The sequence below is a fragment of the Rugamonas aquatica genome (assembly GCF_009380215.1).
GTDB lineage: Bacteria > Pseudomonadota > Gammaproteobacteria > Burkholderiales > Burkholderiaceae_D > Rugamonas > Rugamonas aquatica_B.
On record NZ_WHUG01000018.1, the window covers coordinates 13,948 to 34,943 of the forward strand.

16 protein-coding genes and 8 tRNA genes are annotated in these 20,996 nt (G+C 64.4%); 18 read left to right on the forward strand and 6 right to left on the reverse strand.

The genetic code is table 11. The annotated features are described in order from the left end of the window. Window positions 1-64: 64 nt before the first annotated feature. On the reverse strand, window positions 65-1,000 hold the full coding sequence (locus tag GEV02_RS28545; protein WP_152841249.1) for a LysR family transcriptional regulator: 936 nt from the start codon (window positions 998-1,000) through the stop codon (window positions 65-67). Window positions 1,001-1,158: 158 nt separating this feature from the next. Between GEV02_RS28545 and GEV02_RS28550 the strand changes: the two genes are divergently transcribed. The 5 genes from GEV02_RS28550 (at window position 1,159) to GEV02_RS28570 (ending at window position 8,511) form a co-directional block, all read left to right on the forward strand. Then, window positions 1,159-1,950, forward strand: coding sequence for a putative hydro-lyase (locus tag GEV02_RS28550; RefSeq protein WP_328595944.1), 792 nt, complete (start codon window positions 1,159-1,161; stop codon window positions 1,948-1,950). Window positions 1,951-2,033: 83 nt separating this feature from the next. Next, window positions 2,034-3,305 carry an MFS transporter gene (locus tag GEV02_RS28555; protein WP_070361321.1) on the forward strand — a complete coding sequence of 424 codons (1,272 nt, stop codon included), beginning with the start codon at window positions 2,034-2,036 and terminating at the stop codon, window positions 3,303-3,305. A gap of 22 nt (window positions 3,306-3,327) precedes the next feature. Then, window positions 3,328-6,948, forward strand: a complete 3,621-nt coding sequence (locus tag GEV02_RS28560) for a hydantoinase B/oxoprolinase family protein (RefSeq protein ID WP_152841251.1) — start codon at window positions 3,328-3,330, stop codon at window positions 6,946-6,948. A 21-nt stretch (window positions 6,949-6,969) separates the two neighbouring features. Continuing rightward, window positions 6,970-8,046, forward strand: a complete 1,077-nt coding sequence (locus GEV02_RS28565; RefSeq protein WP_152841252.1) for a porin — start codon at window positions 6,970-6,972, stop codon at window positions 8,044-8,046. A 9-nt stretch (window positions 8,047-8,055) separates the two neighbouring features. Next, complete coding sequence (locus GEV02_RS28570) at window positions 8,056-8,511, forward strand: cache domain-containing protein (RefSeq protein WP_152841253.1); 456 nt, start codon at window positions 8,056-8,058, stop codon at window positions 8,509-8,511. 97 nt (window positions 8,512-8,608) lie between these two features. Here the strand turns inward: GEV02_RS28570 and GEV02_RS28575 are convergent, their stop codons facing one another. Both GEV02_RS28575 and metG read right to left on the reverse strand, forming a co-directional pair. After that, complete coding sequence (locus GEV02_RS28575) at window positions 8,609-9,088, reverse strand: GNAT family N-acetyltransferase (RefSeq protein WP_152841254.1); 480 nt, start codon at window positions 9,086-9,088, stop codon at window positions 8,609-8,611. A gap of 8 nt (window positions 9,089-9,096) precedes the next feature. Then, window positions 9,097-11,271, reverse strand: a complete 2,175-nt coding sequence (gene metG, locus GEV02_RS28580) for a methionine--tRNA ligase (protein ID WP_235923018.1) — start codon at window positions 11,269-11,271, stop codon at window positions 9,097-9,099. 122 nt (window positions 11,272-11,393) lie between these two features. Here metG and apbC point away from each other — a divergent pair, with 122 nt between their 5' ends. From apbC to GEV02_RS28645, 13 genes are all read left to right on the forward strand, one after another. After that, complete coding sequence (gene apbC, locus GEV02_RS28585; protein WP_152841256.1) at window positions 11,394-12,482, forward strand: iron-sulfur cluster carrier protein ApbC; 1,089 nt, start codon at window positions 11,394-11,396, stop codon at window positions 12,480-12,482. Window positions 12,483-12,502: 20 nt separating this feature from the next. Further along, complete coding sequence (locus GEV02_RS28590; protein ID WP_152841257.1) at window positions 12,503-12,895, forward strand: DUF4399 domain-containing protein; 393 nt, start codon at window positions 12,503-12,505, stop codon at window positions 12,893-12,895. Between the two features lie 117 nt (window positions 12,896-13,012). Continuing rightward, complete coding sequence (locus GEV02_RS28595) at window positions 13,013-14,029, forward strand: DUF3667 domain-containing protein (RefSeq protein ID WP_152841258.1); 1,017 nt, start codon at window positions 13,013-13,015, stop codon at window positions 14,027-14,029. A gap of 162 nt (window positions 14,030-14,191) precedes the next feature. Further along, the gene (locus tag GEV02_RS28600; protein WP_152841259.1) at window positions 14,192-14,584 is read left to right on the forward strand and encodes a VOC family protein; all 393 of its coding nucleotides are present in this window, start codon (window positions 14,192-14,194) and stop codon (window positions 14,582-14,584) included. Window positions 14,585-14,614: 30 nt separating this feature from the next. Then, the gene (gene gltX, locus GEV02_RS28605; RefSeq protein ID WP_152841260.1) at window positions 14,615-16,030 is read left to right on the forward strand and encodes a glutamate--tRNA ligase; all 1,416 of its coding nucleotides are present in this window, start codon (window positions 14,615-14,617) and stop codon (window positions 16,028-16,030) included. A gap of 84 nt (window positions 16,031-16,114) precedes the next feature. After that, window positions 16,115-16,190, forward strand: a tRNA-Ala gene (locus tag GEV02_RS28610). A gap of 23 nt (window positions 16,191-16,213) precedes the next feature. Continuing rightward, window positions 16,214-16,289: transfer RNA gene (locus GEV02_RS28615), tRNA-Glu, on the forward strand. 122 nt (window positions 16,290-16,411) lie between these two features. Beyond that, window positions 16,412-16,487 (forward strand) — tRNA-Ala (locus tag GEV02_RS28620). 42 nt (window positions 16,488-16,529) lie between these two features. Continuing rightward, window positions 16,530-16,605 (forward strand) — tRNA-Glu (locus GEV02_RS28625). A 58-nt stretch (window positions 16,606-16,663) separates the two neighbouring features. Beyond that, window positions 16,664-16,739, forward strand: a tRNA-Ala gene (locus GEV02_RS28630). Window positions 16,740-16,761: 22 nt separating this feature from the next. Next, window positions 16,762-16,837: transfer RNA gene (locus GEV02_RS28635), tRNA-Glu, on the forward strand. 151 nt (window positions 16,838-16,988) lie between these two features. Further along, window positions 16,989-17,064, forward strand: a tRNA-Glu gene (locus GEV02_RS28640). A gap of 43 nt (window positions 17,065-17,107) precedes the next feature. After that, a tRNA-Glu gene (locus tag GEV02_RS28645) sits at window positions 17,108-17,183 on the forward strand. Between the two features lie 45 nt (window positions 17,184-17,228). Here GEV02_RS28645 and GEV02_RS28650 read toward each other — a convergent pair. The 3 genes from GEV02_RS28650 to GEV02_RS28660 form a co-directional block, all read right to left on the reverse strand. Next, window positions 17,229-19,283: a S8 family serine peptidase gene (locus GEV02_RS28650; RefSeq protein ID WP_152841261.1), complete on the reverse strand. Its 2,055-nt coding sequence runs from the start codon at window positions 19,281-19,283 to the stop codon at window positions 17,229-17,231. An 11-nt stretch (window positions 19,284-19,294) separates the two neighbouring features. Beyond that, on the reverse strand, window positions 19,295-19,588 hold the full coding sequence (locus tag GEV02_RS28655; RefSeq protein ID WP_152841262.1) for a hypothetical protein: 294 nt from the start codon (window positions 19,586-19,588) through the stop codon (window positions 19,295-19,297). Between the two features lie 100 nt (window positions 19,589-19,688). Continuing rightward, on the reverse strand, window positions 19,689-20,867 hold the full coding sequence (locus GEV02_RS28660) for a hypothetical protein (protein ID WP_152841263.1): 1,179 nt from the start codon (window positions 20,865-20,867) through the stop codon (window positions 19,689-19,691). Window positions 20,868-20,996: the final 129 nt, after the last annotated feature.

Here is a 20,996-nt window from a genome sequence, read left to right on the forward strand (position 1 = left end):
TAAAACCATGCGCAAGCACCCCAGTATTTTTACTGTTGCTCGATGGCGGCGATGGGCTTGAGGTTTAGCCCAGCGACTTGATATAGCGGGGATCGACCTGCGCGCAGTAGCTGGCGCAGGATAGTCGGGCGGCGTTGGCGGCCGCGTGCACCAGCATCTCGGCGTTGGAGTGGAAGCACATCGAGACGATGATGGCCGGCGGTTCCGGCTGCACCGGCAGTTCGATGAACTCGCCGCTGTTGAGCGCATCGACCACGAACAGGCTGGGGATGGCCGCCACGCCGTAGCCGTCCTTCACCAGCTGCACTATGGCCGCCACCGACGGCGAGCAGGTGATGCGGGTCTGCTCCAGCGGCACCATCGCCAGGTTGGCCATCTTGCTGACGATCTCCTCGATCATGCGCTGCGGCGCCGTGCCGCGCCCGAAGGTCAGGATGGGCAGGGCCAGCAGGCGCTGGTTCAAGCCTTCCTTGCGCGTGTCGACCAGCCCCTTGCGGGCGATCCAGTGCAGCGGGTAGACCGCAAGCGCCTCGGAGACGATGTCGCTGCTCTCCACGCCCTCGACCTGGATCACCAGATCGAGCTCGCGCGCGCGCAGCCGGCGCTCCAGCACATTGCTCATGTCGACCGCCAGATCGACTTCCAGTTCGGGATAGGTGGTGTTCAACTCGCGGATATACTGCGCCAGCCAGCTATGGACCACCGATTCGATCACGCCCACGCGCAGGCGGCCTCGGATCGCGCTGTCCTTCTGCGCCGCAGCCGTCAGCCGGCGCGTGGCGTCGACCACCGCCTTGGCGTGGGCCAGCAGGTACTCGGCGTTGGCGGTCAGGCGGAAGTCCTTGCTGGCGCGGTCGATCAATTCCGTTTGCAGCTCTTCCTCCAGCGTCTTGATGCGCAGCGAGATGGCGGCCGGTGTCGCGTGCAGCGCGCGCGCCGTGGCGCGGAAGCTGCGCAACTGGGCAAGGGTGACGAAGGTCTCCAGGAAGCGGGTGTTCATGGCAGACAAGAATACCTTAACCCGGCGCACCAAGATAGCGCGGAGTGGTAAGAAAAACTATACAACAACAGCAAAAATAACTAGATGGCGTGTAGGGTTATTCAAGTTTATTCTTAACTCATGCAAGTTAATCATGACTTTAAACGATAAGAACGACGATAAAAGCGAGACACGCCATGACCCCACTTCAACTACGCCAACAGGTGCGCAGCGGCGAGTTCCGCCTGCCGACCGCCGGCTACTGCGGCGCCTACGCCCAGGCCAACCTGGTGATCCTGCCGCAGGCGCATGCCGACGCCTTCCTGCTGTTCTGCCAGCGCAATCAGCGCGCCTGCCCGCTGCTGGCGGTCGGTGAGCCGGGACAGTGGAACGTCAGCGCGCTCGGCGCCGACATGGACCTGCGCAGCGATACGCCCGGCTACAACATCTACCGCGACGGCGAACTGGCCGCGCAAACGCACGCGCTGCACGACCTGTGGCGCGATGACCTGGTGGTGTTCGCGATCGGCTGCTCGTTCTCGTTCGAGCAGATGCTGATCGACGCCGGCATCAAGCTGCGCCACATCGAGCAGCGCCGCAACGTCGCCATGTACCGCACCAATATCCGCAACCGCAGCGCCGGCCCGTTCGGCGGCGAGATGGTGGTGTCGATGCGGCCGATGAAGGCGGCCGACGCGATCCGTGCGATCCAGATCACCAGCCGTTTTCCGGCGGTGCACGGCGCCCCGGTGCATCTGGGCGACCCGTCGCTGATCGGCATCGCCGACATCAACCGCCCCGAGTACGGCGACGCGGTCGAGATCATGCCTGACGAAATACCGGTCTTCTGGGCATGCGGCGTGACGCCGCAGGAAGCCATCCGCCACGCGCGCCTGCCGCTGGCGATCACCCACCAGCCGGGGTACATGCTCGTCACCGACATCCTCAATTCATCCTTAGCAGCGTTCTGACTTAAAACCACAGTGGCACCCACGACGGACCCGCAGCGCGCGTCCGAACGGGGAGTGCTGCGCCTGAAAAATAGGGGAGCACCATGAACACCACAGCACTATCGACTGCCGAGAAGGAAGGCTTCTTCTCCTGGTTCCACGCACTGACCGGCAAGGAGCGCCGCACCTTCTGGAGCTGCAAGATCGGCTACGCGCTCGACGCGATGGACACGCAGTTCCTCAGCTTCGTGATCCCGACGCTGATCGCCACCTGGGGCCTGTCCAAGGGCGACGCCGGCTTGATCGGCACCGTCACCTTGCTGACCTCCGCCGCCGGCGGCTGGATCGCCGGCATCCTGTCGGACCGCATCGGCCGCGTCAAGACGCTGCAGCTGACCATCCTGTGGTTCGCCTTCTTCACCGTGTTGTGCGGACTGGCGCAGAACTTCACGCAGCTGCTGGTGGCGCGCGGCCTGATGGGCTTTGGCATGGGCGGCGAGTGGACCGCCGGCGCCATCCTGATCGGCGAAGTGATTCGCGCCAAGGACCGCGGCAAGGCGGTCGGCATGGTGCAGGCGGGATGGGCGATAGGTTGGGGCGTGTCGGCGCTGCTGTATGCGCTGATGTTCTCGCTGCTGCCGGCCGACTGGGCCTGGCGCTCGTTGTTCCTGCTGGGGATACTGCCTGCGCTGTTCGTGATCTTCATCCGTCGCTTCGTCGACGAGCCGGAAGTCTTCGTCGCGCAGCAGAACAAGGTGGCGCCGCAGGACCGCGCCTCGTTCGCCGCGATCTTCGCGCCGAAGATGCTGAGCACCACGCTGCGTGCCGTGCTGCTGACCACCGGCGCCCAAGGCGGCTACTACGCCATCACCACCTGGCTGCCGACCTTCCTCAAGACCGAGCGCCATCTGACGGTGCTGGGCACCGGCGGCTACCTGGCGATGGTGATCGTCGGCTCCTATGTGGGCTACATCGTCAGCGCCTTCCTGACCGACTACCTGGGCCGCAAGAAGAACTTCATCCTGTTCGCCACCGGTTCGATGTGTATCGCCTTGGCCTACACCCGGCTGCCGGTGACGGACGGCGTGATGCTGTTCCTCGGCTTCCCGCTGGGCTTCTGCGTATCCGGCGTGTTCAGCGGCATGGGCGCCTTCCTCACCGAATTGTTCCCGACCTCGATACGCGGCTCCGGCCAGGGCTTCAGCTACAACATGGGCCGCGCCATCGGCTCGCTGTTCCCGCTGATGATAGGCATGAGCAGCCAGTCGATGGCGCTGGGCGAGGCGATTGGCGTGTTCGCCGGCACAGCCTACGGCGTGATGATACTGGCCGCGCTGACGCTGCCCGAAACCGCCGGCAAACAACTTGAATCCTGATTGAGATAGTAGAGGCCACACCATGAAAAACGACATCCCCGCCCAACCACTCCGCTGGCAGTTCTGGGTAGACCGCGGCGGTACCTTCACCGACATCGTCGCACGTCGCCCGGACGGCAAGCTGGTCACGCACAAGCTGCTGTCCGAGTACCCGGAGCGCTACGAAGACGCCGTCACGCAGGGCATGCGCGACCTGCTCGGCCTGAAGACCGGCGAGCCGCTGCCGGCCGAGCAGATCGAAGTGATCAAGATGGGCACCACCGTCGCCACCAACGCGCTGCTGGAGCGCAAGGGCGCACGCACGGCGCTGGCGATCACGCGCGGTTTCGCCGACCAGCTGCGCATCGGCTACCAGGACCGGCCCGACATCTTTGCCATGCGTATTGAGCTGCCGGACCTGATCTACGAAAAAGTGATCGAGATCGATGAGCGCATCGGCGCGCGCGGCGAGGTACTGGAGGTGCCGGACGAGGAGCGTCTGCGCGGCCAGTTCGTGGCGCTGCGGGCGATGGGCATCGACGCCATCGCCATCGTCTTGATGCACGCCTACCGCTTCCCGCAGCATGAGCAGCGGCTGCGGGCGCTGGCCGAGGAGACAGGCTTCACGCAGATCTCGGTCAGCCATCAGGTCAGCCCCTTGATGAAGATCGTCGGCCGTGGCGATACCACCGTGGTGGACGCCTACCTGTCGCCGGTGCTGCGTGATTACGTGTCGCGGGTGTCGGCCGATACGGGCGACGTGCGCATCATGTTCATGCAGTCCAACGGCGGCCTGACCGACGCCCGCCGCTTCCAGGGCAAGGACGCGATCCTGTCCGGCCCCGCCGGCGGCATCGTCGGCGCGGTCAAGAGCTGCGAGGCGATCGGGCTGAAACAGGTGATCGGCTTCGACATGGGCGGCACCTCGACCGACGTCGCCCACTACGACGGCGCCTACGAGCGCGTGTTCGAGACCGTGGTGGCCGGCGTGCGGGTGCGCGCGCCGATGATGCACATTCATACCGTGGCGGCGGGCGGCGGCTCGATCTGCAGCTTCGAGAACGGCCGCTTCAAGGTGGGGCCGGAATCGGCCGGCGCCAATCCGGGGCCGGCCAGCTACCGCAAGGGCGGCCCGCTGACCGTCACCGACTGCAACGTGATGCTGGGCCGTATCCAGCCGGAGCACTTCCCCCGCGTGTTCGGCCCGAACGGCGACCAGCCGCTGGACCGCGACGTGGTGGTGCGCGCCTTCGGCGAACTGGCCGAGAAGATCGCCCGCGAAACCGGCACCCGGTTGTCGCCATCCGCCGTGGCTGACGGCTTCCTGGCGGTGGCGGTCGACAATATGGCGCAGGCCATCAAGTCGATCTCGGTGGAGCGCGGCTATGACGTCAGCCGCTACGCCATGTGCTGCTTCGGCGGCGCTGGTGGGCAGCACGCCTGCCGCGTGGCCGATGTGCTGGGCATGACCAAGATCGTCATCCATCCATTCGCCGGCGTGTTGTCGGCGTTCGGCATGGGGCTGGCCGATATCCGCGCCATGCGCGAGGGCGCCGTCGAACAGCCGCTCAGCGACGCCACGCTGGCCGAGCTGGGACCGCAGCTGGTGGCGCTGGCGCGCGATGCCGCCATCGAACTGCTGGAGCAGCAGGTGGCGCAGGAAGACATCCGCGTTGAACTGTGCGCACGGCTGAAGTACCAGGACAGCGATTCGGCCTTCGTCATTCCGCTGGCCAGCATGGCCGAGATGAGCGAGGCCTTCGCGGCGCTGTATCGCGGCCGCTTCGGCTTCGTCATGGAAGGCCAGCCGCTGGTGATCGAGTCCGTGTCCGCCGAGGCGATCGGTGCTGGCGATGGCGCAGATTTCGTCATCGAAGTGCCGGCCGGCGGCGGGGCGGATGCGCCGGGCCGCGTCTACAGCTACGTCGACGGCCAGACCGTGCCTATCGCGCTGCACGTGCGCGCCGAGCTACCGGTGGGCAGCCGCGTGGCCGGCCCCGCGCTGATCCGCGAGGAGATCGCCACCACCGTGGTGGACGCCGGCTGGACCGCGCGCGTGCTGCCCGACCACACGCTGCTGCTGGAGCGCGGCGTGGCAGCCGGCAGCGCGCACAAGATGACCACCGACGTGCATCCTATCCATCTGGAGATCTTCAACAACCTGTTCATGGCGATCGCCAAGCAGATGGGCACCACGCTGGAGAACACCGCCTACTCGGTCAACATGAAGGAACGGCTGGACTTCTCATGCGCCATCTTCGACCGTTACGGCAACCTGATCGCCAACGCGCCGCACATCCCGGTGCATCTGGGCTCGATGAGCGACAGTGTGTTGTGTGTGATCCGCGAACATGCGGCCACGATGGCGCCGGGCGACGCCTATGTGCTCAACGTGCCGTACAACGGCGGCACGCACCTGCCGGATATCACGGTGGTATGCCCGGTTTACGGCGATGGGGAGCAGCCGCTGTTCTACGTCGCCGCGCGCGGCCACCACGGCGATGTCGGCGGCATCACGCCCGGCTCCATGCCGCCAAACAGCACCAGCATCCTGGAAGAGGGCGTCCTGCTCGATAACATCAAGATCGTCGACCGTGGCGTGTTCCAGGAACCGCTGGTGCGCGGCCTGTTCGCTGCCGGGCCTTGGCCGAGCCGTAACATCGACCAGAACATCGCCGACCTGATCGCGCAATTAGGCGCATGCGAAACCGGCGCCAACGAACTGCTGAAGGCGACCGCCTGCTACGGCGAAGACGTGGTGCTGGCCTACATGGGCCACGTGCAGGACAACGCGGAAGCGGCGGTGCGCAAGGCCATCGGCGGCCTGCGCGACGCCAGCTTCTCGTACGAGATGGACGACGGCGCCGTGCTGCGCGTGAAGCTGACCATCGACCACGCCAGCCGCAGCGCCACGGTGGATTTCACCGGCACCAGTGAGCAGCGGCCGACCAACTTCAACGCGCCGCTGTCGGTGTGCAAGGCCGCCGTGCTGTACGTGTTCCGCACGCTGATCGACAGTGATATCCCGATGAACGAGGGCGTGCTCAAGCCGCTCAAGCTCATCATCCCGGAAGGCTCGATGCTCAATCCGCGCTACCCGGCGGCCGTGGTGGCCGGGAATGTGGAAGTGTCGCAGTACGTGACCGACGCGCTGTATGGAGCCTTGGGCGTGATGTCGGCCTCGCAGGGCACGATGAACAACTTCACCTTCGGGAACGCGGAGCACCAGTACTACGAGACCATTGCCGGCGGTTCCGGCGCGGGACCGGGCTTCGACGGCACGGCTGCCGTGCAGACCCACATGACCAACTCGCGCATGACCGATCCGGAGGTGCTGGAGTGGCGTTTCCCGGTGCTGGTCGAAACGCATGCGATCCGTCGCGGCAGCGGCGGCGATGGCGCGCAGCGGGGCGGTGATGGTGCGCTGCGCCGCATCCGCTTCCTGGAGGCGATGACGGCCAACATCCTGGCCGGCCACCGCCGCATCGCGCCGTTCGGGCTGGAAGGTGCGGCGCCTGGAGCGCTGGGCCGCAACTGGGTCGAGCGCGGCGACGGCTCGGTAGAGGAATTCGGCGCGACGCACACGGCCGAGATGCAGGCCGGCGATGTATTCGCCATCGAGACGCCGGGTGGCGGCGGCTTCGGCACCAAGCGCACCAAGTAAGCAAACCAACTGGAGATAAAAATGAAAAAAACTATGCTTGCGCTCACCCTGGGCGCATTGGCGGGGACTGCGGCGGCACAATCGAATGTGACGGTGTACGGCATTGTCGACATGGCCGTAGTGCGCGAGAGCGGCGGCGTTGGCGCCGCGGCCTCCAGCACCAAGTTGACCAGCGGCGTGGAGGCGGGTTCGCGGCTGGGCTTCAAGGGCAGCGAGGATCTGGGCGGAGGCCTGTCGGCCATCTTCCTGCTGGAGAACGGCTTCCAGGCCGACACCGGCGCCATGGGACAGGGCGGTTTGCTGTTCGGCCGCCAGGCCTATGTCGGCCTGCAGAGCAAGACGGCAGGCACGCTGACGCTGGGCCGCCAGTACACGCCGCAGTATCTGGCGGTGGCGGCGGTCGATCCTTTCGGCTCCGGCACGGCGGGCGACACCAAGAACCTGATGGCCTCCACCGGCAATAGCGCCAGCCGCATGGACAACGCGGTCAAGTACGCGTCGCCGGTGGTGAACGGCTTCAATGCGGAAGTGGTCTACGGCGTCGGCGAGGTGCCGGGCGACAGCACGGCGCAGCGCCAGTTCGGCGGCTCGGTCGCTTACACCAGCGGCCCGCTGGTGGTGCGTCTGGCGCATCACAACCGCAACAACGATACGGCCACGCTGAAGAATACCAGCAGCGCCAAGAACACCGTGCTGACGGCGTTGTACGACTTCGGCGTGGCGAAGGCGCACTTTGCGTATGGCGTGGACAAGGGCTTGAACAGCGCCTTGCCGCGCAACCTGAACAACCCGTTCGGCTACGCGGTGGCGCCGACGCCTTCCATCGACAGCAGCGTGGTGCTGTTGGGTGTGACGGTGCCGCAGGGGTTCGGTACGTGGATAGGCTCTTACATCCGCAAGAACGACAAGACCGGCTTCAATCAGGATGCCGAGCAGCTGGCGGCGGGCTATCGCTACTACCTGTCAAAGCGCACCGACTTGTACGGGGTGTATGCTTACATCCGCAACAAGAACGGCGCCGGCTACACGGTCGGTAGTGCGATCGAAGGCGGCACGGGTAATCGCGGTCTCAATCTCGGCATTCGCCACATCTTCTAAGGAGCTCACATGAAAAAATTGATACTGGTATGCGTCATGATGATGGTAGCGCTGTGCGCCGGCGCGGCGGAAAAAGGCACGGCTGATGAGGCGGTGGCGATGGTCAAGAAGGCCAGCGAGTTCCTGAAGAAGAACGGCAAGGAGAAGGCCTTCGCCGAGTTCAATAATCCGAAGGGGCAGTTCATCCAGAAGGATCTGTACATCTTCGCCTTCGGCGCCAACGGCGATGGCGTGGAGCTGGCCAACGGCGCCAACGTCAAGCTGGTCGGCAAGAACGTGCTGGAGATGAAGGACGCTGACGGCAAATACCTGATCAAGGACATCCTGGCGCTGGGCATGAGCAAGGAAGGCAAGGGCTGGGTCGACTACAAATGGCCCAACCCCAGCACCGGCAAAGTCGACGGCAAGCGCACCTACGTCGAGCGCGTGGACGACGTCGTGATCGGCTGCGGCATCTACAAATAACCCGTGGGGTCAAGTCTGACATTTGAACACGGCCTCAGCCATAGCTGCCTGGCTAACGTCGAGCTTGTGTCCGAATGTCAGACTTGACCCCCGGTGTTTAGTATTTGAGCGAGCGCCGCATCACCAGCGGTGGCGGCTCCATCGGATTGGCGTGCGAGTATTCCAGCTCCTCGGCCAGCTCGAATTCGAAGGCGGTATAGAAGTCGATCAGCTTGGGCTGGTCGCCGCGTACGGCCAGCCGCACCTCTTCCACGCCGGACGCCAGGCCGTGATGGATCACTGCCTCCAGCAGATGCTGCGACAGATTGCCGCCCCGGTACTGCGGCAGCACGCCCATGCGGCACACTTCCCACACATCCGGCTCCGCATCGAGCGGCAGCCAGCGCACCGAACCCACCGGCTGCTCATCGACCAGCAAAACAAAACCGCCGCCCGCACGCAGATGTTCTGCGACGAGTACGGCGGTTTCGCGGTGTCCGCTGGAAGTGACGTTGACCTTGCCGGCCCACGCAGCACGCGTGAGGTCGGCGATCAGCCTGGCATCGTCATTCGTCGCTTCGCGGACCACGATGTTCATGCAAGTCCTTAGCGGATGCGCATGCCCGGTTCAGCGCCCGGCCATGGATTGAGGATGTAGATGCCTGGATTGGCTTTCTCGTCCTTGGCCGAACCAGCCAGTACCATGCCCTCCGATACGCCGAACTTCATCTTGCGCGGCGCCAGGTTGGCCACCATCACGGTCAGCTTGCCGACCAGTTCTTCCGGCTGATACATCGATTTGATGCCCGAGAAGACGTTGCGCAGGCGGCCTTCGCCCACGTCCAGCGTCAGGCGCAGCAGCTTGTCGGAACCGTCGACGTGCTCGCAGTTGACGATCTTGGCCACGCGCAGGTCGATCTTGACGAAGTCGTCGATGCTGATCTGCGGCGCCAGTTCTTCCACGCCTTCCGGCATCGGCAGCGCCGGTGCGGCCGGCGCGGCAGCAGCGGCTTGCTTGGCAGGCTTGGCGGCAACCGCCGGTGCGGCTGCGGCCGCAGCTTGCTGTGCCGGCGCGTCGAACAGGTCTTCGATCATCTTGGCGTCAACGCGGGTCATCAGGTGCGCGTAGGCGCCGATGGTACGGCCCAGCATCGCGTTCGACACCACGCCGCTGGCGACATCGGTATCGGCCCACACCAGCTGCTCGTCGTTGAGGAACTTCGACACATTGGCGGCCACGCCCGGCAGCACCGGCGACAGCAGAATGGTCAGCTGGCGGAACAGGATCAGCGCGGCGGTGCAGACGTCGTGCAGCTCGGCCAGCTTGGCCTCGTCCTTGGCCAGGATCCACGGCTTGTTTTCATCGACATACTGGTTGGTGATGTCGGCGATTTCCATGATCTCGCGCAGCGCCTTGCCGAACTCGCGCGCCTCGAAATTGGCGGCGATGCTGGCCTGGCGTTCGATGCCGTCAGCGGTGATCAGTGCGCGCTTGATCCAGCCCTGCGCGCCGTCGGACAGCGACGACGCCAGCTTGCCGTCGAATTTCTTGGCGATGAAGCCGGCGCAGCGCGAAGCGATGTTGACGTACTTGCCGATCAAGTCGCTGTTGACGCGGGCCACGAAGTCGTCGCCGGTGAAGTCCAGGTCTTCCACCTTGGAGTTCAGCTTGAAGGCGATGTAGTAGCGCAGCCATTCCGGGTTCATGCCCAGGTTCAGGTAGCGCAGCGGCGAGATGCCGGTGCCGCGCGACTTCGACATCTTTTCGTTGTTGACGGTCAGGTGGCCGTGCACGTTGACCTTGAGCTTGTCGATCACCGGATGGTCGGCGAAGTTCAGCATGGCAGGCCAGAACAGCAGGTGGAAGGAGACGATGTCCTTGCCGATGAAGTGGATCTGCTCGGTGCCCGGATCTTTCAGCAGCGCCTCGTAGTCGATGCCTTTTTTCTCGCAGTAGTTCTTCAGGCTGGCCAGGTAGCCGACCGGCGCGTCCAGCCACACGTAGAAGAACTTGCCCGGCGCGTCAGGAATCGGGATGCCGAAGTAGGGCGCGTCGCGCGAGATATCCCAGTCCGCCAGCTTCTCGCCGGCTTCGCCCAGCCATTCGCTGACCTTGTTGACCATCTCGGGCTGCAGGCGGCCCGGCGTGTTCAGCCAGTCCTTGAGGAACTGATAGCAGCGCGGGTCGGACAGCTTGAAGAAGTACTGCTCCGAATCCTTCAGAATCGGCGTGGCGTTGGTGAACACCGAGAACGGGTTGATGAGCTCGGTCGGCTGGTAGGCGGCGCCGCACACTTCGCAGTTGTCGCCGTACTGGTCCTTGGCGTGGCAGGTCGGGCACTCGCCCTTGATGTTGCGGTCCGCCAGGAACATGCCTTTGACCGGGTCGTAGAAGCGCGGCACGATCTTGGTCTGGATCAGGCCGTTGTCGCGCAGCTTGCGGTAGATGCCCTGCGACAGTTCGACGTTTTCCGGCGAGTCGGTCGAATACCAGTTATCGAAGGCGATATGGAAACCGTCCAGGTACTGGGCGCGGCCGGCGGCGATCTTGGCGACGAATTCCTGCGGCGTGATGCCTTCTTTTTCGGCAGCGATCATGATCGGCGTGCCGTGGGTGTCATCGGCGCCGACAAAGTGCACCACGCGTTGCGCTTCGCCATCGCGCTGCATTCGCTGGAACCGTACCCAGATGTCGGCCTGGATGTACTCCATCATGTGGCCAATATGGAAAGCGGCGTTAGCGTAGGGCAGGGCAGTGGTGACGAACAGCTTGCGGGTCATGGTTGATGCACTTTGTGGGTGGAAAAAGAGCATTTTAACAGTGGAAGCCGCTACTGCGCACGTTCGAGGGGATTTCTGTCGCGATGCGCTAGAATGAGGGCACATTTTACGGAGAGAGTTACATGAGCATCACAGTAGAAGACGTCAAAGCCGCGCTGTCCCAAATCGTTGACCCAAATACAACGAAAGACTATGTGTCCGGCAAGGCCGTGAAGAATTTGAAGGTCGAGGGCGGCGACATCTCGCTCGACATCGAGCTGGGCTACCCGGCCAAGAGCCAGTTCGACAGCATCCGCGCCAGCGTCGTTGCCGGTCTGGGCGCATTGCCGGGCGCGGGCAAGGTCAGTGTCAACGTGCACAGCAAGGTCATCTCGCACACCGTGCAGCGCGGCCTCAAGCTGATGCCCAACGTGAAGAACATCATCGCCGTGGCTTCGGGCAAGGGCGGCGTCGGCAAATCGACCACCGCCGTCAACCTGGCGCTGGCGCTGGCCGCCGAGGGCGCCTCGGTCGGCCTGCTGGACGCCGACATCTACGGCCCGTCGCAGCCGATGATGCTGGGCGTGTCCGGCCGTCCGGAGACCAAGGATGGCAAGACCATGGAGCCGCTGGAAAACTACGGCGTGCAAGTGTCGTCGATCGGCTTCCTGATCGACCCGGATGAGCCGATGGTGTGGCGCGGCCCGATGGTCACGCAGGCGCTGCAGCAGCTGCTGGAGCAAACCAACTGGCGCGACCTCGATTACCTGATCGTCGATATGCCGCCGGGCACCGGCGACATTCAACTGACCCTGTCGCAGAAAGTGCCGGTCACCGGCGCCGTCATCGTCACCACGCCGCAGGACATCGCGCTGCTGGACGCGCGCAAGGGCTTGAAGATGTTCGAGAAGGTCGGCATTCCCATCCTCGGCATCGTCGAGAACATGAGCACGCACATCTGCTCCAACTGCGGCCACGCGGAGGAAATCTTCGGCGCCGGCGGCGGCGCCAAGATGTGCAAGGACTTCAACGTCGAATTCCTCGGCGCCTTGCCGCTGACGCTGGCGATCCGCGAGCAGGCCGATTCCGGCAAGCCGACCGTGGTTGCCGAGCCGGACGGCCAGATCGCCGCCATCTACAAGGACATCGCCCGCAAGATCGCAGTGCAGGTCTCGGAGAAGGCCAAAGACATGACCAGCAAGTTCCCTAGCATCGTAATCAAGAACGATTAATTAACCTCGGAGATACCCACATGATGAAAAAAATCGCAGCCGTAGCAGCCTTGCTGACCATCAGCGCCGCCGCCTTTGCCCAGCAATCGGTATCGTTTGTCGAACCGGCCGATGGCGCCACCGTCACCAGCCCGGTCAAGGTCAAGTTCGCCGTCACCGGCATGGAAGTCAAGCCGGCCGGCGACATGACGGCCAACACCGGCCACCATCACCTGCTGATTAACGCCGCGCCGGTCAAGGCTGGCGAAGTCGTGCCTGCCGATGAGCATCACATCCACTTTGGCAAGGGCCAGACCGAGACCGAAGTCAAGCTGGCGCCGGGCACCTATGTGTTGTCGATGCAGTTCGCCAACGGCCTGCACCAGTCCTATGGTCCGGGCATGAGCAAGGACATCAAGATCACCGTCAAGTAAGGCGATCGCCGCGATGGTTGCGCGCAGCCCACACTGCGCGCAACTTTTCCAAAAAAAGTATTAAAAAACGCAACTCCATGAGGTAGCATTCCGGTTTTCACGCTCTGGAAGCCGCCCTTGACGTCGCCCCCTCTGCACGCTGTTCCCGCGCCCGCCGCGCATCACGCCACCCCTGAATTCTGCCCCGGCTGCCAAGCCCGCCTCGGCGTCAACTTCTGCCCGCAATGCGGCCAGGAAGCCGTGCTGCATCCGCCCAGCATGGGCGAATTCGTCGCCGAGTTCATCGGTCACTACGTCGCCATCGAAGGCAAGCTGTGGCGCACGATGGGCCAGTTGCTGCTGCGTCCAGGCGCGCTGACCAAGGCCTATATGGCCGGCAAGCGCGTCAACTACATGCAGCCGCTGCGGCTGTTCCTGACGCTGAGTGTGATCCTGTTTGCGCTGCTGCAGTTCAGCGGCTTTTCGGTGGGCGAGAGCGCCAAGGACGGCACGGCCGCGAAGAGGCCGGCGGTCCGCGCCGATATCGGGAAAACGGAGCTGCGCGTGGCGGATGCGGCCAATATCAAGCGCTACGAGATCATGCTGGGCTATTACAACTTTGGCGTGGACGTCACGCCGGACGGCAGTCACGTCAACTTCGGCCTGACGCTGCCCAGCACCGATAACCCATCCTTCGCGCTGACCGTCTTGCGCACCGTGTTCCCGACCTTCCAGCAGTCGCTCGACCGCTACTATGCCTTGCCGCCCGGGCAAAAGGCCGAGCGCCTGACGCATGGCTTCTTCGCCCGCATGCCGTATGTGATCTTCTTCATGGTGCCGGTGTTTGCCTTGTTCCTCAAGCTGCTGTACCTGCCGTCGGGCCGGCGCTACGGCGAGTACCTGCTGTTCGCGCTGCACGTCAATGCTTTCGCCTTCTTCATCATGGCGCTGGTGCACGTCACGCCGTGGGTGTGGGGTACGCGGCTGCTGCTTGCGCTGCTGTTCCTGTATATCGCCCGGGCGATGCACAATGTCTACGGCGGCGCGCCGCTGGCGACGGTGGCCCGCTGGCTGGTGCTGGTGGTCGCCTATCTGATGACGCTGGCCGTCATCATCACGCAGGTGATGCTCTTCATATCGCTGACGTCGGCCTGATGAAAAGCGAATAGCGCCGCCGCGCCTTGGCTGATCTAAGCCGCAAGGCCTTGTTTTAACACCGGTTTTTCGCTCCCGCCCGCCTGCCGGGTAGCGAATTGCCGGTGTCGGGCGAACTCCGTAATCTGTGGCTTTCATTCACCACATAAAACGGAGTCCACCATGCGTTTGAATCACCTGAGTTTCCCATCCAACGACGTCGCCGCCACTGTCGCCTTCTTCGAGCGCCAGCTGGGCTGCCGCGTCGAACTGGCCGGCCCGGTCAGCATCCTCAAGCGCGACGGCTTCGACATCGTCATCGAAGACTGCGGCGACCGCAGCACCGTCTGGCCGCACAACTTCCATCTCGGTTTCGAACTGCCCAGCGCCGACGACGTGCGCGCCATGCACCAGCGTTTCAAGCAGGATGGCGTGACCATGAAAACCGAGGTGTTCTATCACGAACGCGGCTCGCGCTTCTTCTGCGAAGCGCCCGGCGGCCTGCTATTTGAGATCAACACCCGCGCCGACGCCGAAGAGCAGTATCGCCGCACCTTCGCCGACGCGGTAAAATAGCTTCTTTTACACATAAGCATTCCTACTTCGATGACTACTGCACCAGCCAAGCCAGTCCGCACCCGTTTCGCACCCAGCCCGACCGGCTACCTCCACCTGGGCGGCGCCCGCACGGCGCTGTACTCCTGGGCCTATGCCCGCCACTTCGGCGGCACCTTCGTGCTGCGCATCGAGGACACCGACCTGGAACGCTCGACCCCGGAAGCGGTGCAAGCCATCATCGAAGGCATGGAATGGCTGGGCCTGAGCCACGACGAAGGTCCGTTCTACCAGATGCAGCGCATGGACCGCTACCGCGAAGTGGTGGCGCAGATGCTGGCAGCCGGCACCGCCTACCATTGCTACTCGTCGCCGGAAGAAGTCGAAGCGATGCGCGAGCGCATGCGCGAAGCCGGCGAGAAGCCTCGCTACGACGGCACCTGGCGTCCTGAGCCGGGCAAGACCCTGCCGGCCATTCCTGCCGACCGCAAGCCGGTGGTGCGCTTCAAGAACCCGCTGGACGGCGAAGTGAGCTGGGACGATTTCGTCAAAGGCACCATCACCATCGGCAACAAGGAACTGGACGACCTGGTCATCGCCCGCCCGGACGGCACGCCGACCTACAACTTCTGCGTCGCCGTTGATGACTGGGACATGGAAATCAGCCACGTGCTGCGCGGCGACGACCACGTCAACAACACGCCACGCCAGATCAACATCCTGCGCGCCATCGGCGCACCGCTGCCGCTGTACGGCCACCTGCCGATGATCTTGGGCGCCGACGGCCAGAAAATGTCCAAGCGTAAGGACGCCGTCAATGTCATGGATTACCCGGCGCAAGGCTATCTGCCGGAAGCGATCCTTAACTACCTCGTGCGCCTGGGCTGGAGTCATGGCGACGCCGAAGTGTTTTCGATGGAGCAGGTATGCGCCTGGTTCGACGGCACCCACCTGTCGAATTCGGCCGCGCAGTTCAACATCGAGAAACTGAACTGGCTCAACAACCACTACATCAAGCAGGCCGACAACGAGCGCCTGGCCGCGCTGGCGCAGCCGCGCATGCTGGCCGCCGGCGCCGTGCTGGAAGGCGAGGGCGCGCCGTCGCTGCCGGCCGTGCTGGCGCTGATGAAGGAACGCGTCAACACCGTCAATGAACTGGCCGACGCCGCCATGCTGTTCTTCCGCACGCCGCAGCCGGACGCCGCGCTGATGACCCAGCACCTGACCGATGCCGTCAAGCCGGCGCTGGCGCAGTTTGCCGAGCGCTGCAAAACGGTGGAGTGGACCAAGGAAGCGCTGGCCGCGATGATTAAGGAAGTATTGGCCGCCAACACGCTGAAGATGCCGCAGATGGCGATGCCGCTGCGTCTGATCGTGACCGGTCAACTGCAAACCCCGGCCATCGATGCGGTGCTGCAGATCTTCGGTCGCGACGTCATCCTGGCCCGCCTCGCCAAGTTTCTGTGATTCTGCATTGAATCCTGAGCAAAGTTGCAAAAGGGTATTTGCATAGTGCAGCTTCTTTGCTATACTCTTGTTTCTGCAGCAAACGGGGGTATAGCTCAGCTGGGAGAGCGCTTGCATGGCATGCAAGAGGTCAGCGGTTCGATCCCGCTTACCTCCACCACGTTGCAGAATTGGTTGTTCGCAGTCCCCATCGTCTAGAGGCCTAGGACATCACCCTTTCACGGTGAGTACGGGGGTTCGAATCCCCCTGGGGACGCCAAAGTTGTAGATGTTGTAGTTGACGTTGTTTGTACTGATTGTTTGATGTTTGGCTTTATGCTGGATAGATACAAGTAGTGAAAACAAAAGTCGCGCAAGCGGCTTTTATTGTTTCTGCGCCCGGGGGGTATAGCTCAGCTGGGAGAGCGCTTGCATGGCATGCAAGAGGTCAGCGGTTCGATCCCGCTTACCTCCACCACTGCGCGGAGATGATGACGAAAGTAGTAACCGTAGTTCCAGGGTCCCCATCGTCTAGAGGCCTAGGACATCACCCTTTCACGGTGAGTACGGGGGTTCGAATCCCCCTGGGGACGCCAGCTTTGCCTGGCTGATGAGTAGTAAAAACGTAGTACGACAGAAGACTTTCTGCGCCCGGGGGGTATAGCTCAGCTGGGAGAGCGCTTGCATGGCATGCAAGAGGTCAGCGGTTCGATCCCGCTTACCTCCACCATTAGCGCAGGAAGCACCGACATGTCCCCATCGTCTAGAGGCCTAGGACATCACCCTTTCACGGTGAGTACGGGGGTTCGAATCCCCCTGGGGACGCCAGCACAGCAAAGCCGCCTAGAGCGGCTTTTTTGTTTTTGCGGCGTTTGCCCGCCTGTTGCAAGCTCGACTATGTTTCGGCTTTTTCCTGTAAAAACAAGGGTTTGCTATTGCCAAGCGCGATAGAGACTGCTATGATTCGCGCCTTGGAAAAGTCCCCATCGTCTAGAGGCCTAGGACATCACCCTTTCACGGTGAGTACGGGGGTTCGAATCCCCCTGGGGACGCCAGTGTTTCAGGACTTTTCCAATATCGCAGTACGGACAGATTTCTGTCCCCATCGTCTAGAGGCCTAGGACATCACCCTTTCACGGTGAGTACGGGGGTTCGAATCCCCCTGGGGACGCCAGTTGATGCAAAAAGCCGCCTAGTGCGGCTTTTTGCATTTCCGGGCCTACCACATGATGGGGTTGTACGGCTTGGGCAGCGGGAAGGCGCCCACATGCAGCGGCGGCCAGCCGCCATAGGCCGCGAACTGCGCCCGCGCCATGTCCAGCGCCAGCGGATCGTAGACCGGTGCGCCGCCCAGATTCCCCATCAAGCCGGCGAAATTGCCGCCCAGCGAGCCGCCCAGCGGTTGCCCTGCCATCATCGGCGCCAGCGTGGCGGCCTGCGGCGCCACGGCCTGCGCCGGCTGCTGGCCGGCCTGCGTCTGCAAGCCCACCGCCACCAGCACATCCGGCAAGCCGAAACCGGTGCGGCTCTGGTCGCCCAGGCTGACGCGGTGCGCGCTGGCGCGTATCAGCTGGAACAGCCGCTCGACCCGCTCGGCGCCGCGCGCCTTGTACTGCGGCGTCTGGAAGTCCGGGTGATGGGCCAGCGTCAGCGCCGCCAGTCCCGTGATGTGCGGCGTCGCCATCGACGTGCCATCCCAGGCCGCGAAATTATTCGGCGGCACGCAGGACGTGATCGCCACGCCCGGCCCGCACACCGCCACCTGCGGCCCGAAGCAGCTGAACTTGGCCGTGAAATAGCCGTAGGCGTCGACATTCTGGTCCAGCGTCTGCGCGTGGTAGCTGTCGGCCGGGAACTCGTCGAGCTTGCCGACCGCCGCCACCGCCAGCACATTCGGCGACGAAGCCGGATACTGCACCGCGCCGCCCGAATTGCCGGCCGCGACAATGCAAGCGATGCCGGCCCGCTTGGCGCGCACGATCTGCTGCTCCAATGCCTCCGACACCTCGGCGCCGCCCAGGCTCAGGTTGACCACGTCGATCTGTTTGTCGATGCAGTATTCCAGCGCATCGATCAACTGGCTGATCTGCCCGCCGGGGAACAGCTTGCAGGCGTGCACCTCCGCATCCGGCGCGAAGCCGCGTATGCCCGAGGCGATGTCGGCCGCCGCGATCACGCCCGCGCAGTGCGAGCCGTGGCCCAGCGTGTCCTGATCCCAGCCGTCGGGGTTGGTCTTCTTGTTCAACACGTCGAAGCCGGCCTTGATGCCGCGCAGGTTGGCGTGCGTGGTGGCCGCGCCGGAATCGATGATGGCGATCTTGATGCCCTGGCCGCGGTAGTTGCCGGGCAGCTGGTCCAGCCGCATCGCCTTCTGGCCCCAGCCGTAGGCGCGCTGGCGCGGGAAGCCGGCCAGCGACGGCCAGTCCGACAGCGCCCGCAGCCCGACGACATTGGCTTCATCGGTGCTGATGTCGGGATCGCGCTGGTAGAAGCTCCAGTAGTCGGCCTTGGGCTTGACGTACAGCCCGCGCACCGAGTCCGGCGTCTCGCCGAACAGCGACAGCGTGACCTGGCCGTTGGCGTCGGTCACGCCGCTGGCCGGCAGCATGCTGCCGAACAGCGACACTTCGGCCTCGGCCTGCGGCGCGCCATCCTTGCCGACCACGCTGATGACGGCGTTCAGCACCGGGCCGCCGGCGGCGGCCGGCATCATGCCCGTCACCAGCGCCGGCTGGCGCAGGCCCGGTTCCATCAGGTTCAGGTGCTGGTCCTGCTCGACCAGCAGGCGGCCCTGGCCCTGCTGGTGCAGCACGGCGGCCTTCTGCTCCGTCATGCGCGCCACCAGCACGCCCTGCGAACCGCCCATGCCGTCGGCCAGCGCGCCGAGCACGGATTTGGGGCCGACCGTGTCGACCACCTCGATGTCGTGGCTGCTGCGCAGCGCCTGCTCCAGCGCCGAGAACTGCAGCGGCTGGAAGCTCATCGCCTGCAGGCCGTCGGGCTGGCGCGGTGCGATCACATACTGCTTCTTGCGCGCGGCGATGGCGCGGCCGCCGCTGTCGCTGCGCCGGCCGGGTTCGCCGACCGAACCGGCCGAGTCGGCCGACCCGCGCGCCTCGCTGCCGTCGCCGGCGCCGCTGGACAAGGCCGAGCTACCGGACGAGCCGGAGCGCCCGGAGCGCCCGCCGCCCTCGGCGGAAACGGTGGCGTCAACGCCACCGGAAAGAGTGGGGTCCGGCGGCGACGAGGCGCCGTCGTTGGTGGTTTTGGGCATGGACATTCCTTTCAAATCGGCCCGGCCTGCATGCTGTCGAAGAGCGACAGCGGCTGGTCCGGTTCTATCGTTAATTGATGGGAGGGCGTGCCGGTGCTGCGGAAGTGCAGCTCCAGCACGCGGGCTTTGTCGGCGCTGATTTCGACGACCGCCGTATGCGGCGCGTCGTGCGGGCCGATCACATCGACCACCGTGATCTCGGGGTCGACATCGGCCAGCGCCAGAAAATCGGCCAGCGGCGCGCCGTCGGCGGCGTGGATCAGATACCGTGCCTTCCCGGCCGGCGCGGCTTGCGCTTCTGTCATGGGAATCTCCTTAAAAAGAGCTGCGCCCTCCGCAGCCATGGCCGTCGGAGGGCAGGAGCGGCAAGGCGCCGCCTCGTCTGCAGCTCAGGGCATCAAACTATCAGTGCAGCGTTTGACCGCCGTAAAGCGCGTTGCTGCCGGCGTTGGCTTGTTGTGCCAGTTGTGCCAGCTGCGCCTGTTGCTGCGCATAGGCCGCCGTCACCGGATCGACCGCGAACGGCAGCATGCCGCCCAACTGGCCGGCGATGCCGCCGATGGTGTTGCCCAGGCCGGCATTGCCGAAGGCGCCGCCGATCGCGCCGCCCAGCGGCTGCGCCACGCTCTTGATCAGATTGCCGAACCAGCCTTGTGGCGCCAGGCCTTGTAGTTGTTGTAGCTGGGCGTCCTGGGCTTGCTGCGCATACGCTTGCGTGACGGGGTCGGCGGAGAAGGGCAGCATGTTGGCGATGCCGGGGCTGGAGTAGCCGATGCCGGGGATGCCGATAGGTGGGCTGAAGATGGGTGGGCTGATGATGCCGGTGTTGGCGCGATGGCGCATCAGGTTGCCGAAGAAGCCTTGCGGCACCAGGCCTTGCGATTGCAGCTGCACGTCCTGCAATGCGGCTGCCTGCTCGGCCGGATCGACGGAGAAGGGCAGCATGCCGCCCAGCTGGCTGGCGATGCCGCCGATGGTGTTGCCCAGGCCGGCATGGCCGAAGGCGCCGCCGATCATGCCGCCCAGCGGACGGCCCACGCTCTTGATGATGTTGCCGAACCAGCCTTGCGGCGCCAGTCCCTGCGCCTGCAGCTGTTGCAGCTGTTGTACTTGCGCCGCCTGTTGTGCATAGGCTTGCTGCACCGGATCGGCCGCGAAGGGCAGCATGCCGCCCAGCTGGCCGGCGATGCCGCCGATGGTGTTGCCCAGGCCGGCGTTACCGAAGGCGCCGCCGATCGCGCCGCCCAGCGGCTGCGCCACACTCTTGATCAGGTTGCCGAACCAGCCTTGTGGCGCCAGCTGGGCTTGTTGTAGCTGCTGCAGTTGCTGTTGTTGCTGTGCTTGTTGCGCATAGGCCGCCGTCACGGGATCCACGCTGAACGGCAGGAAGGAACCGCCGATGCCGCCGGCCGCCTGGCCGATCTGGTTGCCCAGGCGGGAGTTGCCGAACAGGCCGCCGATGCCGCGGCCGATCAGCCCACCCAGCGGAGCGCCCAGCAGGCCGCCGAAGAAGCCTTGCGGCGCCAGGCCGCCCAGTTGTTGCGGCGCCAGTTGTTGACCGTAGTACTGTTGAAACTCATTCATGGTATCTCCTTGTTGTGGTTGGTGTTGGCCAGCGCGGCCGGCACATGGCGTGCGGGCTGTCACCACCTGCGCTGGAAGGGATTGGACTGGGGCTGTCCGCAGAAGTTTTGGTATTCTTGGTGGCCGTCG